This window comes from Lawsonibacter sp., from assembly GCF_022777125.1.
GTDB classification, from domain to species: Bacteria; Bacillota; Clostridia; order Oscillospirales; family Oscillospiraceae; genus Lawsonibacter_A; species Lawsonibacter_A hominis.
Window position 1 is genome coordinate 1 of record NZ_JALFGV010000066.1, and the last position, 15,962, is coordinate 15,962.

General features: G+C 63.1%; 19 protein-coding genes. 9 read left to right on the top strand and 10 right to left on the bottom strand.

Translation table 11 applies throughout. The features are described 5' to 3' along the window. Positions 1 to 6: 6 nt before the first annotated feature. The 7 genes from MR825_RS05290 to gltX form a co-directional block, all read right to left on the bottom strand. Positions 7 to 750, bottom strand: a complete 744-nt coding sequence (locus MR825_RS05290) for an ATP-binding cassette domain-containing protein (RefSeq protein ID WP_186907312.1) — start codon at positions 748 to 750, stop codon at positions 7 to 9. Beyond that, on the bottom strand, positions 747 to 1,250 hold the full coding sequence (locus MR825_RS05295) for a hypothetical protein (protein ID WP_186907313.1): 504 nt from the start codon (positions 1,248 to 1,250) through the stop codon (positions 747 to 749). The genes MR825_RS05290 and MR825_RS05295 overlap by 4 nt, the downstream gene beginning before the upstream one ends. Next, positions 1,234 to 1,956, bottom strand: a complete 723-nt coding sequence (locus tag MR825_RS05300; RefSeq protein WP_287879308.1) for a hypothetical protein — start codon at positions 1,954 to 1,956, stop codon at positions 1,234 to 1,236. The genes MR825_RS05295 and MR825_RS05300 overlap by 17 nt, the downstream gene beginning before the upstream one ends. After that, the gene (locus MR825_RS05305) at positions 1,953 to 2,342 is read right to left on the bottom strand and encodes a GntR family transcriptional regulator (RefSeq protein ID WP_287879311.1); all 390 of its coding nucleotides are present in this window, start codon (positions 2,340 to 2,342) and stop codon (positions 1,953 to 1,955) included. The genes MR825_RS05300 and MR825_RS05305 overlap by 4 nt, the downstream gene beginning before the upstream one ends. 321 nt (positions 2,343 to 2,663) lie before the next feature. Beyond that, entirely contained in the window at positions 2,664 to 3,230 is a 567-nt protein-coding gene (locus tag MR825_RS05310) for a rhomboid family intramembrane serine protease (RefSeq protein ID WP_287879313.1), read from the bottom strand. A gap of 21 nt (positions 3,231 to 3,251) precedes the next feature. Beyond that, positions 3,252 to 4,289 (bottom strand): MBL fold metallo-hydrolase, encoded by a 1,038-nt coding sequence (locus tag MR825_RS05315; protein WP_287879316.1) that lies wholly within the window; start codon positions 4,287 to 4,289, stop codon positions 3,252 to 3,254. Next, entirely contained in the window at positions 4,286 to 5,770 is a 1,485-nt protein-coding gene (gene gltX, locus MR825_RS05320; protein ID WP_256174996.1) for a glutamate--tRNA ligase, read from the bottom strand. Before gltX ends, MR825_RS05315 begins: the two co-directional genes overlap by 4 nt. A gap of 147 nt (positions 5,771 to 5,917) precedes the next feature. On the opposite strand from gltX, the gene trpS reads away from it, so the two are divergent. The 4 genes from trpS (at position 5,918) to MR825_RS05340 (ending at position 10,155) form a co-directional block, all read left to right on the top strand. After that, positions 5,918 to 6,919, top strand: a complete 1,002-nt coding sequence (gene trpS / locus MR825_RS05325) for a tryptophan--tRNA ligase (protein WP_186907319.1) — start codon at positions 5,918 to 5,920, stop codon at positions 6,917 to 6,919. A 21-nt stretch (positions 6,920 to 6,940) separates the two neighbouring features. Beyond that, positions 6,941 to 8,047, top strand: coding sequence for an MraY family glycosyltransferase (locus MR825_RS05330; RefSeq protein WP_369807602.1), 1,107 nt, complete (start codon positions 6,941 to 6,943; stop codon positions 8,045 to 8,047). Further along, positions 8,044 to 9,192: a non-hydrolyzing UDP-N-acetylglucosamine 2-epimerase gene (gene wecB, locus MR825_RS05335; RefSeq protein WP_287879322.1), complete on the top strand. Its 1,149-nt coding sequence runs from the start codon at positions 8,044 to 8,046 to the stop codon at positions 9,190 to 9,192. Before MR825_RS05330 ends, wecB begins: the two co-directional genes overlap by 4 nt. Before the next feature lie 153 nt (positions 9,193 to 9,345). Then, positions 9,346 to 10,155: a hypothetical protein gene (locus MR825_RS05340; RefSeq protein ID WP_287879325.1), complete on the top strand. Its 810-nt coding sequence runs from the start codon at positions 9,346 to 9,348 to the stop codon at positions 10,153 to 10,155. On the opposite strand, the gene MR825_RS05345 is transcribed toward MR825_RS05340, so the two are convergent. From MR825_RS05345 to MR825_RS05355, 3 genes are read right to left on the bottom strand one after another with little or no spacing between them, the layout of a single operon-like run. Beyond that, positions 10,118 to 10,420, bottom strand: coding sequence for a hypothetical protein (locus MR825_RS05345; protein WP_287879328.1), 303 nt, complete (start codon positions 10,418 to 10,420; stop codon positions 10,118 to 10,120). The genes MR825_RS05340 and MR825_RS05345 overlap by 38 nt on opposite strands. Further along, positions 10,413 to 10,910 (bottom strand): hypothetical protein, encoded by a 498-nt coding sequence (locus MR825_RS05350; RefSeq protein WP_186907323.1) that lies wholly within the window; start codon positions 10,908 to 10,910, stop codon positions 10,413 to 10,415. Before MR825_RS05350 ends, MR825_RS05345 begins: the two co-directional genes overlap by 8 nt. A gap of 24 nt (positions 10,911 to 10,934) precedes the next feature. Further along, complete coding sequence (locus tag MR825_RS05355) at positions 10,935 to 11,222, bottom strand: hypothetical protein (RefSeq protein ID WP_186907324.1); 288 nt, start codon at positions 11,220 to 11,222, stop codon at positions 10,935 to 10,937. 73 nt (positions 11,223 to 11,295) lie between these two features. Between MR825_RS05355 and MR825_RS05360 the strand changes: the two genes are divergently transcribed. The 5 genes from MR825_RS05360 to guaA are packed head-to-tail and all read left to right on the top strand — an operon-like array spanning position 11,296 to position 15,833. Next, positions 11,296 to 11,760, top strand: coding sequence for a metallophosphoesterase family protein (locus MR825_RS05360; RefSeq protein ID WP_186907325.1), 465 nt, complete (start codon positions 11,296 to 11,298; stop codon positions 11,758 to 11,760). Between the two features lie 21 nt (positions 11,761 to 11,781). Further along, a complete protein-coding gene (locus MR825_RS05365) occupies positions 11,782 to 12,558 on the top strand; it encodes a type III pantothenate kinase (protein ID WP_186907326.1) in 777 nt (258 codons plus the stop codon). 20 nt (positions 12,559 to 12,578) lie between these two features. Next, on the top strand, positions 12,579 to 13,955 hold the full coding sequence (locus tag MR825_RS05370) for an MATE family efflux transporter (RefSeq protein WP_287879331.1): 1,377 nt from the start codon (positions 12,579 to 12,581) through the stop codon (positions 13,953 to 13,955). Further along, complete coding sequence (locus MR825_RS05375) at positions 13,952 to 14,518, top strand: histidine phosphatase family protein (RefSeq protein WP_256174998.1); 567 nt, start codon at positions 13,952 to 13,954, stop codon at positions 14,516 to 14,518. Before MR825_RS05370 ends, MR825_RS05375 begins: the two co-directional genes overlap by 4 nt. Before the next feature lie 25 nt (positions 14,519 to 14,543). After that, positions 14,544 to 15,833, top strand: a complete 1,290-nt coding sequence (guaA, locus tag MR825_RS05380) for a glutamine-hydrolyzing GMP synthase (protein ID WP_287879334.1) — start codon at positions 14,544 to 14,546, stop codon at positions 15,831 to 15,833. The last annotated feature ends 129 nt before the right edge of the window (positions 15,834 to 15,962 follow it).

A 15,962-nucleotide genomic window follows, 5' to 3' on the forward strand; every position in this document is an offset into this window, starting at 1 on the left:
CTGCCTTCATTTCGCTTCCTCCTCGCCGGTCAGGTCGGACAGGGCGCGGCTGACCCGGTCCTCCCGGTAGCGGTAGGTCTCCTTGACGAAATCCATCAGGTTCCGGCCCGATTCCTCCAGCGCCAGCGTGGTCACATCCCCCGCCAGTGCCCCCTGATGCAGCAGCACCGCCCGGCCGATGAAGTGCTGAACCTCCTCCAGCAGGTGGGTGGACAGCAGCACGGTCTCCTCCGGCTCCAGAATGCCCAGCAGGACCTTATAAAAGTCCTCACGATTGAACACGTCGTTGCCCGCGAAGGGTTCGTCCATCAGGATATAGTCCGCCCCCTGGCACAGGGCCAGAATGACCTCGAACTGGTTTTTCTGTCCGGTGGAGAAGCCGCGCAGGGCCTTGCCCATGGGCAGGGCAAAAAACTCCATCAGGGCGGAGAAGCGCTTTTCCCGGAACGCGGGGAAATGGGAGCGGAAAAAGGCGCGGTGCTGGGCCGGGCTCAGGTTGGGGAAAAAGGAGTGCTCGCAGGTGGCGAAGGAGAGTTTTGCGCTGTTTCTGTGGGTGATGGGAGCTCCATCCAGGGTGATCTCTCCCGTGTAGCGCAGCAGGCCCAGGATGCACTTCATCAGGGTGGTCTTGCCCGCGCCGTTCTCCCCGAAGAGGCCCACGATCTCCCCGCGGGGCAGGGACAGGTCGATCCCCCCAAGGGCCTGCTTGCCCCCCGGATAGTATTTTTTGACTTGTTTGATCTGGATCATGATACACCTCCGGTCATAGCCCACAGATCAGCCGCCCGGCATGCCGCCGGCGTCTGGAACCAATAGCATAAAAGACACAGCAGCAGCGTCAGCCCTGCCGCCAGCAAACAGCCCAGCGCGCCCGCCAGCGGACCGGCCAGGCATCGCCGCCACAGTTCCCAGCGCTGGGGGAGCCTGCGCATCCGGTAGATGCTCCGGCTGCCCTGAAAGTGCCAGGCGTAGTGGAATACGGCCAAAGCGGGCATGCACAGGGCCAGTGCCCAGAAGCCGGTGAACACACCGGACAGAAACGTGGGGAAGGGGGCCATCACCGCGCCGGGTATGAGAACGCGCACACGACCCGCGCCAGACTCATACAGCGCGGACAGAGCCCGCTGAAAGGGGGCGGCGAACCGGCACCAGCCGTACAGCAGCGCCGCGCCAAGCCCCGCGGCGGTCCAGGCGCACTCGGCGCCGCCGGGAAAGCCCAGGGGATACCAGCGCTCAAGCTTCATCCTCATAGCACCTCCAAACATTCCAAACGGCTCCGGCAGCGGTGAACAGAGCCACCGCACTCAGCGCAATATCGGTTTCGGCCATGGCAAACCCCTGGGAAAAGGAAACGACCGTCAGCACCGACAGGGGCAGTATGGCGAAGCCCCTGCGTCCGTGCCGCTGCTGGTAGGAAAAGCAGGCCGCCGTCAAGCCAAGGCAGAGCAGGAAGATCCCGTTGCGGATCGCGCGGCTGTACTCCTGAAGGGGGAGCAGGCTGTGGAGAAAGCCGTTGCGGAAGAAGGCCAGGAAAAGGCTCATGTCGTTGAAGGGCGTCTGCGCCGCATGCGCCATGGCAAAGCGGCACAGAAACAGCGCCCACGCCGCCTGAGCGCCCCAGAAGACCAGCAGGCACAGCGCATTGTGACCGCCCCAGCAGAGGGTCAGCGTCCGCTCGTCCACACGTAGCCTGCGCAGGGTATACCGGCTGCGGCTGGAAGCGCCGTCACACCCGTTGAGGGCGAGCACCCCGCAGGTGGCCAGAAGCCCGGCCCCCGCGGCGAGGGCCGCGTGACTCTCCGAAACCAGATATTCCAGTCCATCCCAATAATCCAGCCGCCCCATTGCAAGGACGATCAGGCCAAGCTCCGCTAAAAAAGTCAGCGCCCAGATCAGCAGCAGCTTCCAGAGCGTGTTTTGGGCCGCCAGCATCCATATGGAACCATATCGCTTCATTCGTCCGCCTCCTTTTCCTCCCAAAGCCGCCCGATCAGCGCCAGCGCCTCTTCCCGGCCCACGCCCATCTGCCGCAGGGAGCGGACCGTATGCAGGCCCTCCTGCTCCAGCAGCTGGGCGCGGATCCGGCCGGCGGCGTCCGCATCCAGGGATACCGCGCTCTTGGCTCCGGCGTGGGAGGTGATGACCCCCTCCTCCTCCAGCAGGCGGTAGGCCTTCTGCACCGTATTGGGGTTGACGCCCAGCCGGGCGGAGAGCACCCGGCGGGAAGGCAGCTCGTCTCCATCCCGGACGATCCCGGCCACGATGCCGCGCTTCACGTGGCGGATGATCTGGAGATAGATGGGGATGCCCTCCTCCAACGGAAAGCACTCGAAGGAGATCATGGCCGGTCTCACCTCCCAAATAAAGTGTATTACTCCCGTAATACGGTCTTGACTGTATTATAGGGATAATACGGTATACTGTCAATAGAAAAAATAAAAATCGGCCCCGGTCTTCGACCGGGGCCTCAGCTTGTCGAAACAGTGGCTTTGCCACTGTTTTGAAGGGGCTGCGGCCTGCTGCGCGCACTCGTTGTCCGCCTGCGGCAGACAACTTGCACACTTGCAGGCCGAGAAGTGTTTTCTCCGACGCACATGCCGCCGGAGAAAACGGATTGGACTGAATTCGCGCCTGCGGGCGACGGAACTCTGCGAGGCTCTTCCTCAGGGGGGGTCACTTCGGCGGGCGGCGGCAAAGCCGAAGGCGGTGCCGCAGGCGCCGCCCACCAGGTGCATGAAGTTGGCCACCTGGTCCGAAACAAAGAGGATGGCGTAGACCTCCTGCCCCAGATAGAGCGCCGCCGCCAGGACCAGGGTGAGGGGGATGGAGCCGGAGCGCATGCCCGCCAGAGAGGAGAGCATGATGAGCATGAACACGATGCCGCTGGCGCCCAGCAGAACCGTTCCGGGGAAGAACAGGCACTGGAGAACGCCGGAGATCAGCGCAGTGAGCCCAATGCCCAGCAGCAGGGCGCGGCTGCCGTATTTTTCCTCCATGGGTGGGCCCGCCACCAGCAGCAGGAGCATATTGCCCAGGAAATGATCCCAATCGGCGTGGCCCAGCACATGGCCCAGAAGCCGGACCAGAAACAGGGGAGAGAGGGGAGCGCGGTAGACCGAAAACAGGTGCAGCGTGGTCCAGCCCCGACTCAGCGCGCCCAACAGCAGAGCGCCCAGACACAGCAGAAAAAAGGTCAGGATCACAGGGGCGTTGTAGTGCAGCCGTTTCACGGCGGAGCCTCCCTTCTCCCGTTAGGGGTTGCAGCCGCCGCAGGGGCGGTAGCCGGCGGATACAGCGGCTTCCCGGCTGTCGAAGGTCACGCGGTTTTGTTCCGCGGGCAGATTGGCACAGGTCTCGCGGTGGAAGACCTGGGAATTCCGGTTGCCGATGTACGCGCTCCCGGAGGTATCGTCCCGGCCCGTCTCCGGCGAACCGGAGCGCTCTGTGAGAAAGGAAACGTCCGTTCCGTCGCTGACGGCCACCACGGTGCCCAGCCGGTCGGTGCGGTAGACGGTGCATCCCGCGTCATAGAGACGGCTCAGCGTCTCTTCATGGGGGTGTCCATAGGAGTTGTCCTCACCCACCGAGATCACCGCGTACTCCGGCATTGCCGCGCGCAGGAAGGGGTAGCTGGTGGAGGTGCTGCTTCCATGGTGGCCCACCTTGAGCACCGTACAGGACACATCGCAGCCGTCGGAGAGCAGGTCGGCCTCCGCGTCCCGCTCCATGTCGCCGGTGAAGAGAAACGAGGTCTCTCCAAAGTCCACCCGCAGCACGATGGAGGTGTTGTTGGTATCGTCATAATCCCGCCGGGGCCCCAGAACCGTCACCACAGCGCCGCCCAGGGAAAAGGTCTCGTCGGGGGAGGGTGCGGCGGGCGTGAGGCCTTGGGCTTCGGTGTACCGGACAAAATCCCGGAAGGCCTTGGAATCGTATTCGCGGACGGGGGAAAACACCTGCGCCGCGGCGCAGGTGTTCAGAGGGCCGGACAGGCCGCCCACATGATCCTCGTGGGCGTGGGTACACACCACATAATCCAGCGTGTCCACGCCCTGGTCCTCCAGATAGGAGACCACCCGGCTGCTGTCCTGCGCATTGCCGCCGTCGATGAGCATTGCCTGCCCCCCGCACAGCAGCAGCGCGGAATCGGCCTGCCCCACGTCGATGAAGTGGACCGCCAGTTCCCCGTCCGGGACAGACGCGGGGGTGGCCGCGCCGGGCGCATAGGCGCAGGCGGACAGGAACAGGGGCAGCAGCGCGAGCAGGAGAGCGGACAGACGCCGCTTCATCGGGTCAGCTGGGCGATGCCCCGGCGGATGCGGCGCAGGGACTCGTCCCGGCCCAGGAGCTGGCACAGCTCCACGGCGCCGCCGGGGGTGACCGCCTTGCCGGACAGGGCGGTGCGTACCGGCCACAGGATACGGCCGTTTTTCAGTTCCAGATGCTGGGCCAGACCGATGAGCGCGTCATGGATGGCGTCATAGGTCCACGCGCCGAGCTTCTCCAGCACCGGGAGCACCAGCTCCAGGGCTTCTTTGGAAGTTTCCTCGTCGGTCTTCATCTTCTTGTGGCAGTAGAGTTGGTTGGAATACTCCGGCAGGGCGTCGAAGAAGTCCACCTGAGGGGCGATGTCCAGCCAGGTGTCGCAGCGGGGCTGCACCAGAGGGGCCACCAGCTTCAGGTCGATCTGCTCCGAGCGGATGGCCCGGCGCAGATAGGGGAGCGCCCCGGCATAGAACGCCTCGGGGGAGAGGGCGCGCAGATAGTTGGCGTTGAAGTACTTCAGCTTCTCCAGGTCGAAGATGGCGGGGGATTTGGAGATGCCGCCCAGCTCGAAGATCTCTGAAAGCTCCTTCAGCGTGAAGAACTCCCGCTCGGCGTATGCTCCGCGGGGCGACCAGCCCAGCAGAGTCACGTAGTTGACCACCGCCTCGGATAAAAAGCCCTGTTCCAGCAGGTCCTCATAAGAGGGATCGCCGTGGCGCTTGGACATCTTGTTGTGCTGGTCCCGCATCACCGGGGAGCAGTGGACGTAGATCGGGACTTCCCAGCCGAAGCCCTCATACAGCAGGTTGTATTTGGGTGCGGAGGAAAGATACTCGCTGCCCCGGACCACGTGGGTGATCCCCATCAGGTGGTCGTCCACCACGTTGGCAAAATTGTAGGTGGGCAGGCCGTCTTGCTTTATGAGTACCTGGTCGTCCAGTGTGACGTTCTCGACGGTGATGTCGCCGAAGCTCACATCGTGGAACGTGGTGGAGCCGGTATGGGGAATGCGCTGGCGGATCACAAAGGGCTCGCCGGCGTCCGCACGGGCCTGGGCCTGAGCCGGGCTCAGGGTGCGGCAGGGATCGTCATGGCGTTCGAACGGATCGGAAGGCTCCTCCGATTCCGCTTTTTCGCAGAAGCAGTAGTAGGCGTGTCCGCGCTCCACCAGCAGTCTGGCATACCGGCCGTACAGGCTGCGGCGTTCCGTCTGGATGTAGGGACCCACGGGGCCGCCCACGTCGGGACCCTCGTCCCAGTCCAGGCCGCACTGGCGCAGGGTGCGGTAGATGACCTGGGTGGCGCCCTCCACCAGACGGCCCTGGTCGGTGTCCTCGATGCGCAGAAGGAACTTGCCGCCGCCGTGGCGGGCGATGAGCCAGGTGTACAGGGCGGTGCGCAGATTGCCCACATGCATATAACCGGTGGGGGAGGGGGCGAAACGGGTGCGCACCTCCCCATGGGGGATACGTGCTTCCATGTCCTCAAACCATTTCATATCCATAGGAAAAACTCCTTTTTCAACGTCTGTCCCACTATTCTATTTTTTTAGGTTAGGATTGTCAAGGGCCTTTGGATATGGTATGATAATTCAACATGGGTCTTTGGGCCCATTCTCCAAACGATAGACGCGCAAGAGGTGTTTTTTCAAATGGAAAACGAGAAAAAGGTCCTTCTCTCCGGCATCCAGCCCAGCGGCGAGCTGCATCTGGGCAATTATCTGGGTGCGATCAAGAACTGGGCGGAGCTGTCGGATCAATTCGACTGTTACTGGTTCATGGCCGACCTGCATACCATCACCGTGCGCCAGGACCCGGCGGCCCTGCGCAAACGGACCCTGGCCCAGATCGCGACTTATATCGCCTGCGGTCTGGATCCGGAGAAGAATACCATTTTTGTCCAGTCCCATGTGAGCGCTCACGCAGAACTGGGCTGGGTGCTGGATTGCTATACCATGTTCGGGGAGCTTTCCCGTATGACCCAGTTTAAGGACAAGTCCGCCCGGAACGCCGACAATATCAATGCCGGCCTGTTTACCTATCCCTGCCTGATGGCGGCGGATATCCTGCTCTACCAGCCGGACTTCGTCCCGGTGGGAGAAGACCAGAAACAGCACGTGGAGATCTGCCGGGACATCGCAAACCGCTTCAATCACCTCTACGGGGAGGTGTTCAAGGTTCCCGAACCCTATATCCCCAAAACCGGCGCCCGGGTGATGAGCCTCAACGCCCCGGAGAGCAAAATGAGCAAATCCATGCCCGACGGCTGCGTGTTCCTGCTGGAAAAGCCGGAGGACATCATGCGCAAGTTCAAGCGTGCGGTCACGGACAGCGACACCGAACGGTGCGTGCGCCTCGACCGGGAGAACAAGCCTGGCGTGGCCAATCTGATGGGCATCTACTCCGCGGTGACCGGCAAAAGCTTCGAGGCCATCGAGGCGGAATTCGAGGGCAAGGGCTACGGCGTCCTCAAGCCGGCCGTGGGGGAGGCCGTGGTGGAGACGCTGCGTCCCATCCGGGAGGAGACCGAGCGGCTGCTCGCCGACAAGGCGTATTTGGAAAGCGTCTACCGCGCCGGTGCTGAGCGGGCGTCCCGCGCGGCCGAGAAGACCCTGCGCAAGGTCTATAAGAAGGTGGGCTTCCTGCCCCGGTAAAGGAGCTTCTTCAGAATGCCAATGAAAATCGAGCTTTCGCTCATTGGGGTGGTGGCTGCGGCCCTGATCGTGGCCCTGATCGTGGCACTGGTGGCCACCCCTGTCGTTAAGAGCCTGGCCTTTAAAATGGGGGCCATGGACGTACCCAAGGATAACCGCCGTATGCACGATCATCCCATTCCACGCATGGGCGGCCTTGCCATTTTCCTGGGCTTTCTGCTCAGCGTGCTCCTTTTTGCGGAGATCACGCCCCAGCTGCGGGGCATGCTGCTGGGCTCCGTCATCATCGTGGTGCTGGGCATCTTCGACGATATCTATTCTCTGCCCGCCATGTTCAAGTTTGTGGTGCAGATCGTGGCCGCGCTGGTGGCGGTCTTCTCCGGCAACGTGATCCAGACCCTGTCCAATCCCAACATCTTTTCCTCCGACCTCTATTGGGACCTGGGGGTCCTCTCCATCCCGGTCTCCGTGATCTGGATCGTGGCCATCACCAACGCCGTCAACCTGATCGACGGCCTGGACGGCCTGGCCTGCGGCGTATCCACCATCAGCTCCATGACGCTGCTGGTCATCTCCCTGGTGGTGTCCGACGCACCGGCGGCCATTCTGATGGCCGCCCTTGCGGGGAGCTGCATCGGCTTTCTGCCCTATAACCTGAATCCAGCCAAAATCTTTATGGGGGACACCGGCTCCACCTTCCTGGGCTATGTGCTGGCAGTGGTGTCCATCCAGGGCCTGTTCAAGTTTTATACCATCATTTCCTTCGCAGTGCCGTTTTTGATGTTGGGCCTGCCTATTTTTGATACCTGCTTTGCCTTTATCCGGCGCATCGCCCATGGGCAGAGTCCGATGCACGCAGACCGCAGTCATGTGCATCACCGCCTGATCGACATGGGGTTCTCCCAGAAACAGGCAGTGGCGGTGCTGTACATCATCAGCGCCATCCTCGGGCTTTCCGCCGTGGTGCTCACCACGGCAGGGGCTGTAAAAGCCATGCTTCTCCTCCTGGCCCTGTGCGCCGCCGGCGCCGTGTCCGCACGCATCTTTCTCTCCAATAACGAGAAGAAGAACGGACAGGAGCAGGAGGAGAAGACGCAGGAGAGCGAAGACAAGGAGGAGCGGAAGTGAAGCGCGTCAAGGTCATGACCATCTTCGGGACACGGCCGGAGGCCATCAAGATGGCCCCCCTGGTGGCCGAACTTCGGAGCCGTCCGGCGCTGCAGGCGGTCTGCTGTGTCACTGCCCAGCACCGGCAGATGCTGGACTCCGTGCTGGAGATTTTCCGGCTGGCGCCGGATTACGACCTGAATATCATGGAAGCCCGGCAGACCTTGTCCACCATCACCACCAAATGCCTGTTGGGGATGGAGGGAGTGCTGGAGCAGGCGCGGCCGGACCTGGTGCTGGTCCACGGGGACACGTCCACTACGTTTGCCGGCGCGCTGGCCGCCTTTTACCGGCAGATCCCGGTAGGCCACGTGGAGGCCGGACTGCGCACCTATGACAAGTATTCTCCCTTTCCAGAAGAAATGAACCGCAAGCTGGTGGGGGATATTGCAGACCTGCATTTCTGCCCTACCGCGAGAAACCGGGAAAACCTGGCGCGGGAGGATATCCGGGAGGGCGTTTTTATCACCGGAAACACGGTGATCGACGCCCTGAAGACCACAGTTGTAAAGGACTATCACTTTTCGACGGAATTGCTCAATCATTTGGATTATGCAGCCCGAAAGATCCTCCTGGTCACCTGCCACCGGCGGGAGAACTACGGCGCGCCCATGGCCCATATCATGACCGCCCTGCGCCGCATCGTTCAGGCCTTTCCCGACGTAGAGCTGGTCTATCCCGTGCATCTGTCCCCGGTGGTGCGGGAGGCGGCGGGCCAATATCTGTCCGGCCACGACCGCATCCATCTCATCGACCCGCTGGATGTGGAGGAGATGCACAATCTGATGGCGCGCGCTCATCTGGTCCTGACGGACTCGGGGGGGCTCCAGGAGGAGGCTCCCGCGCTGGGGCGGCCGGTCCTGGTCCTGCGGCGGGAGACCGAGCGGCCCGAGGCTGTGGAGGCGGGGACCGTGAAGCTGGCGGGCACGCAGGAGGAGCAGGTGTTCCGTATGGCCTCCGAGCTCTTGACGGACGAGGCGGCCTACCACGCCATGGCCCATGCCGTCAATCCTTACGGCGACGGCTTTGCCTGCCGCCGCATTGCGGACGCGATCGAGTGGAGGTTCGGCCTGCGGGAGGAACCGCCGGAGGAATTCCGGGCGTAACCGCCGCTGCCGCGGCCGGGCGGCGCGCCCGAGCAGGCTGCCTTGCGCAGAGCGGGGATGCGCGGGCCGCGTGTTTGCCCTGCTCCGGTCAGCTGCCGCTTTGGGGTGCGGAATGCCCCGTCCGGCGGGGAGAAGAAGGAGGTGTCGGGCCCGTTGGAGCGAAAGAAACGGAATATCCTGGTGGTGTTGATTGCCATCGTCATTGTGGTGGCGATGCTCTCCAGCTTCGGCTTGGCGCTGTTTGCCCCGGATACCTCCAAGATCGTCCTGCCGACGCCCCTTGCCTCCGAGCCGCCGGAGGACGGCCCCGGGGGCGGTGCGGACGGTCTGGTGCGGGTGGAGGTCACCCCGCAGACGGTCCAGAATGTGATTCGTACGCTGGCCCGGCCGGAGAGCTATTACCGCGAGGTCACGATTGAGGACATTTGGGGCGAGGGGGAGGAGGAGCGGGGCGTTACCTCCGCGCAGGTCTGGGCAGACTATGGCTGGACCTATACACGCTCCGCCTGGCCGGGGGGCGCGGTACGCTGCTCCCTTGTGGGAGAGGGGACGTTCTGGCTGTGGTACGAGGGGTCCCGTGCGGTGCTCAGCGGCCCGGCGGACGCCTATTCCGCCGATTTGGAGGGCCAGCGCATCCCGACCTATGAGGATGTGCTGGACCTGCCGGTGGACGCCATCGCCGCCACCGGCTATGAGGAGCAGGGCGGGCTGTCCTGCATCTGCGTGGAGACGGCGGCGGACGAGCTGGGCTACCGGCAGCGGTACTGGATCTCCGTGGACAGCGGTCTGCTGGTGTGCTCCGAGACGCTGGAAGGGGAGCAGACCGTCTACCGCATGTCCTCTTATGCCGTGGAGCGTCCCGTCCCGGCGGGGACGCAGTTTGCCCTGCCCGACGGGACGGTGCTGCACACGCCCGGAGGCGCAGTCACTCCAGGCCCAGCAGCAGAAGAAGACCAAGGGTGATGATCAGCTCCAGATCGTCCCCCTCCAGAAACAGAAACAGCAGGATCAGCAGGAGCAGGATATCTCCGGTATCCAGCTCCTCCAGCTTGAGCCCCTTGAGCAGTCCGGCCAGCCCGGTTTTCTTGGCCGGCTCCGGTTGGGCCGGCTCCGGCGCGGACGGCGCAGCGGCGGCCGGCTCCGGTTCCGGCCGGAGGAGGCGGGGCGGCTCATCCTCCTCCAGCACCCGGGTATAGGCGGTGCCGTTGGGGATATAGCGGTTATACATCTGCCTCCTCCTCTCCGCTTTTTTTGAAGAGCTGGAAGGCCGCCCGGATGACCCGGGAGAGCCTGGCGATCTGTACCGCTTTGTCCACCTTGGCGTAGCGCTCCGGCTTCAGGAAGGGCTTCATGGCGGTGAGCAGGGCGATCTTTCGGTCATCAGTGGCCGAATATTCGGAGAACAGGGCCACGGCGGTCTGAATGAGCCGTGGATCCAGATCGCCCAGCGCGGACAGCGGGCTGCCCGTGCCGCCGCTGTTCAGGCTGCCCAGCATGCCCAGCACGGCCCCCCAGTCGGGCTGGGTGCGGGGGGCTTCCGGTTCCTCCGCCGGTGCGGGAGAAGCGGCGGGCGCTTCCGGGGCCGTGCCCTCCGGCGGGAGCGTGCCGGCCTCGGACGAGGAAGCTTCTCCGGTAAGGGCCTTGGCGATGGAGACGATCTGTCCCATAGCCTCCGGGTCTGCCAGGATGGCATTGAGCTTATCTTCGAACTCGGCCATGGGCTCCGCCTCCTTTCGAACGGGTTATTTCTTGTCCTGTACGGCCGCCTGTTGGATGCGCTCGATCAGCCCGGCGCCCTCTTTGCTCTGCATCACCTGATTGACGATCCCCATGAGGGCGCCGGCGTCCCCCTTGGCAGCAGAGGCGGCGGCGCGTTTCAATCCGTCTGAGCCGTCCTGACTCAGAAGCTGCATCAGCCGCTGGGTATCCGGAGACTGTACGAGGTTTTTCAGCAGGTCCTTATTCTTCAGAAGGCTGGCGGCCTTGGGGTCCTGCATCAGCGCGTCCAGATTGGATTCCGGTTTCGCCATAAAAATCAGCTCCATCCTTATATTTATAAGCGATCATTCCATTATATGTTTCAAAGCCAGACAGGTGAACGCAATGAAGCTTTTGGTTTTTTCCGACTCCCACGGAAACGTGGCGAATATGGAGGATGCGGTGCGCCGGGAAGAGCCGGATCAGGTCCTCCACCTGGGGGACGTGGTGCGGGACGCCGACGCCTTGCGCCGGAGGTTTCCCGACCTTCCCATGACCCGGGTGCGGGGCAACTGCGACGCCCGCAGCGACGTGCCGGAGGAATGCCTGCTGGAACGGGCGGGACGCAGGCTGCTGCTGATGCACGGGCACACCCGCTTTGTGAAAAGCGGTCCGGGCGCCGCGGTGGCGGCTGCCCGGGAGGCAAGGGCGGACGTGCTGTTGTTCGGCCACACCCATGACGCGTTATGCGACCTGCAGGGAAACCTGTGGATTCTGAACCCCGGCGCCGCCGGCGGACTGCTGTTTCGCAGCTACGGGGTGGTCCTGCTGGAGGCGGATGGCGTTTACTGTTATACGCAGCCGATTTGATTGGAAAGGGGAGCGGTGGTCATGCTGCTTGTCATCGACGTGGGCAACACCAATATGGTATTTGGCCTGTTTCGGGGAGAGCGCCTGGAGGGAAGCTTCCGGCTCAAGACCGACGCCAACAGCACCTCGGATGAGCTCGGACTCTATCTATGCGAATATTTCCAGCGCTTCGGCCTGCGGCTGGACGAGGTGGAGGACGTGGTCATCGGCTCGGTGGTGCCTCAGATCATGTATACCCTCAGCAGCGCCGTCATCAAATATGTGGGGAAGACTCCGCTGATCTTGGACGACGATCTGGATCCGCGTCTGCCCTACGTGGCGTGCGCCAGTGAGGAACGCCTGGGCCCCGACCGGGCGGCGGCCGACGTGGCGGCTATGGTCAAGTATGGCGCTCCGCTGGTGGTGCTGGATTTCGGCACCGCCACAACGCTGGACGCCATAAGTCCGGAGGGCGTCTATCTGGGCGGCTGCATCACTGCAGGGGTGCGGGTATCCATCGACGGCCTGTTCCAGAAGACCGCGCTGCTGCCCCGGATCGAGCTGGTCAAGCCGGATACCGTGCTGGGCACCACTGCCGTGGGGCAGATCCAGGCCGGGGCGGTGCTGGGCTATATCGGGGCCATGGAGTATCTGATCCGCCGGGCCAAAACGGAGATGGGCGGTAAGAGCATCAAGGTGGTGGCCACCGGTGGGCTGGCCCGGATGGTGGCGGACAATACCGATCTGATCGATATCGTGGACCCCCAGCTGGTGCTGGACGGCCTGCGCATCATCTATGAGCGGGAAAAGAAATCGTAAGGAGCGGCAGGATTGAGCGTATGAGTGAGATTGCAAAACGGGAGCACGGCGCCATCGATATGACTCAGGGCTCGCCCACCCGGCTGATCGTGGCCTTTTCCCTGCCGCTGCTGCTGGGAAACGTTCTGCAGCAGCTGTACAATATGGTGGATTCCATCGTGGTGGGCCAGTTTGTGGGCGCTTCCGCACTGACCGCCGTCGGCACCGGGTTCCCCATCATCTTTTTGCTTGCCTCTCTGTTTATCGGCTTCGCCATGGGCGCAACCGTCATGATCGCCCAGTACATCGGAGCCGGGGACAAACAGAGCGTGGCGCGCACGGTGGATACCATCTACAGCGCGCTGCTGGCGGCCATCGTGCCGCTGTCCCTGCTGGGAGTGGTGCTGACCACGCCCCTGCTGACCCTGATCCGGGTGCCTGCAGAGGCCTTTGACCAGGCGCGGGTCTATTGTATCGTGGTCTTCCTGGGCGGGATCGGCTCGCTGGGCTATAACGTAAACGCCGGTATTCTCCAGGGGCTGGGGGATTCCAAGACGCCCCTGCTGTTTCTGGCGGTTGCCAGCGTCATCAATATCGTGCTGGACCTGCTGTTTGTCCTGGTCTTCCGCTGGGCGGTGTTCGGCGTGGCTCTGGCGACCATCATCGGTCAGGCCTGTTCCTGGATCTTCGGCATTTTCTATATCAACCGGAAATACAACTTTCTGCATATCCGCCTGTTCCAAATCAGGGTCGACCGGAAGCTGCTGGGCCAGATCATCCGGCTGGGGGTCCCTTCGGCCATCCAGCAGTGCCAGTTCTCCGTGGCGATCCTCATCATGCAGGCGCTGATCAACGGCTTCGGCAACGACTTTGCCGCCGGATTTGCCGCCGCCAACAAGATCGACTCCTTTGCGTTCATGCCCATTCAGTCTTTTTCCACCGCAACCACCACCTATGTGGGGCAGAACATGGGGGCTGGACGGCTGGACCGGGTGCAGCGCGGCGCCCGTCGTGCTATGTTGCTGAGCACAGTGGTCTGCATCGCCATTACCGCTTTGGTCATCCCCTTCCGCCGGGAGCTGCTGATGCTGTTCAACCGGGAGAGCGCGGTGGTGGCCGCCGGAGAGGCCTACCTGCTGCGGGTGCTGACCCCGATGTTCGTGCTGGCCGTGATGTTCATCCTCAGCAGCGTCCTGCGCGGCGCCGGCGCCACCATGGTTCCCATGGTGGCCTCGGTTATCGCTCTTTGGGGGGCGCGGGTGCCTGCCGCCTATCTGCTGGCTTACTTTTTCGGTCCGGAGGAGCTCTATTGGTCGTATCTGATCGGCTGGGTCCTGGGGCTGTTCATCTGCCTGGCGGCCTATCTTCGGGGCCGCTGGAAGGAAAAGTGCGTGGTAGCGGAGGAGAACGTGGAATGAAGCTCCTTTTGGCCCGCCACGGTGAGACCGACTGGAACGCCCGGGGCCAGATCCAGGGACAGTCCGATCCCGGTCTGAATGAGACCGGGCGGGCACAGGCCAGGGCACTGGCCCGCCGGCTGGAAGAGACCGGCGTACCCCTCCGGCGGCTCTATACCAGCCCGCAGAAACGTTCTGCCGAGACGGCGGCCATCGTAGGCGCGTGCCTGGGGATAGAAGCCGAGGCGGTAGAGGGGCTGCGGGAGATTTGTTTTGGCGTATGGGAAGGCCATTGCTGGGAAGAGATCGCGGCGCTGTGGCCCCATTCCTACGAGGCGTACGCCGCCGACCGCCTGCGCTCCCGCCCGCCGGAAGGGGAGAGCTATGCCGAACTGCTGGAACGGGCTCTGCCTGCGCTGCGGAAGATTGCCGCAGGGGAGGGAAGCGCTCTGGTAGTGGCGCACAGCGCCGTCATCAAGGCGGTGCTCTGCCATCTGGACGGGGCGGATTTCCGACAGATCAACCGCCTGTATCCGTTGGGAAACGCCGACTGGGTGAGCCTGGACGGCGATCGATTCCTATAAAATAGTATATGATGGAGGGACTGCAATGAAGCAGGACATGATCCTTATCCTGGACCTGGGCAGCGAACAGAACGCCCGGATTGCCCGGGAGATCCGCGCCCTGGGCGTGTACAGCGAGATCCATCCCCACGACATCACCCTGGCGGAGGTAAAGGCGCTGCCCAATGTGAAGGGCATTATCCTCAACGGCGGACCCAACCGGGTGGTAGACGGCGTGGAGGTGGACGTCTCACGGGACATCTACAATTGCGACGTGCCGGTGCTGCTGGCCGACCACAAGGGGGACGCACCCTGGCCTGCGGACGAAGCGGAGCGCGGACGGGCGCTTTCCAACTTTGTGTTCGGGGTATGCGGGGCCCAGGCCAACTGGAACATGGAAAACTTTATCGCCGACCAGGCGGAGCTCATCCGCCGTCAGGTGGGGGACAGAAACGTCCTTCTGGCCCTGTCCGGCGGGGTGGATTCCTCTGTGGTGGCGGCGCTGCTCATCAAGGCCATCGGCAAGCAGCTCACCTGCGTGCACGTCAACCACGGCCTGCTGCGTAAGGGCGAGCCGGAGCAGGTGGTACAGGTCTTCCGGGATCAGATGGACGCCAACCTGATCTATGTGGACGCGGTGGACCGCTTTCTGGACAAGCTGGCTGGTGTGGCGGAGCCCGAGCAGAAGCGGAAGATCATCGGCGCAGAGTTTATCCGCGTCTTTGAGGAGGAGGCCCGCAAGCTGGAGGGCATCGACTTTTTGGCGCAGGGCACCATCTATCCGGATATCATTGAATCGGGCACCAAGACCGCCAAGGCGGTGAAGGCCCACCACAATGTGGGCGGCCTGCCGGAGGATCTGAAATTCGAACTGGTGGAACCGCTGAAGATGCTCTTCAAGGATGAGGTGCGCGCTTGCGGCGCGGCGTTGGGCCTGCCGGACTCAATGGTATACCGCCAGCCGTTTCCTGGTCCCGGCCTTGGGGTGCGCTGCCTGGGCGCCATCACCCGGGACCGGCTGGAGGCCGTGCGCGCCTCCGACGCGATCCTGCGGGAGGAGTTTGCCGCCGCGGGCCTGGAGGGCAAGGTGTGGCAGTACTTTACCGTGGTGCCCGACTTCAAGTCGGTGGGCGTGCGGGACAATAAGCGTACGTTCGACTGGCCGGTGATCCTTCGGGCAGTCAATACCGTGGACGCCATGACCGCCACCGTGGAGGACGTGCCCTTCCCGCTGCTGCAAAAAATTACGGCGCGGATCACCGCCGAGGTGGAGGGCGTCAACCGGGTCCTCTATGATCTGACGCCGAAGCCCACCGGCACTATTGAGTGGGAATAACTGACAAAACCCGCAAAGCCTTGAAAACACTGGGGTCTTAAAGCGGAAACGGGGCATTTGATAGCAAATTGATAGCAGATACCAAAACCGGATTTACTTTGTTCACTCCCGTATAACGGGTGGCTTGCG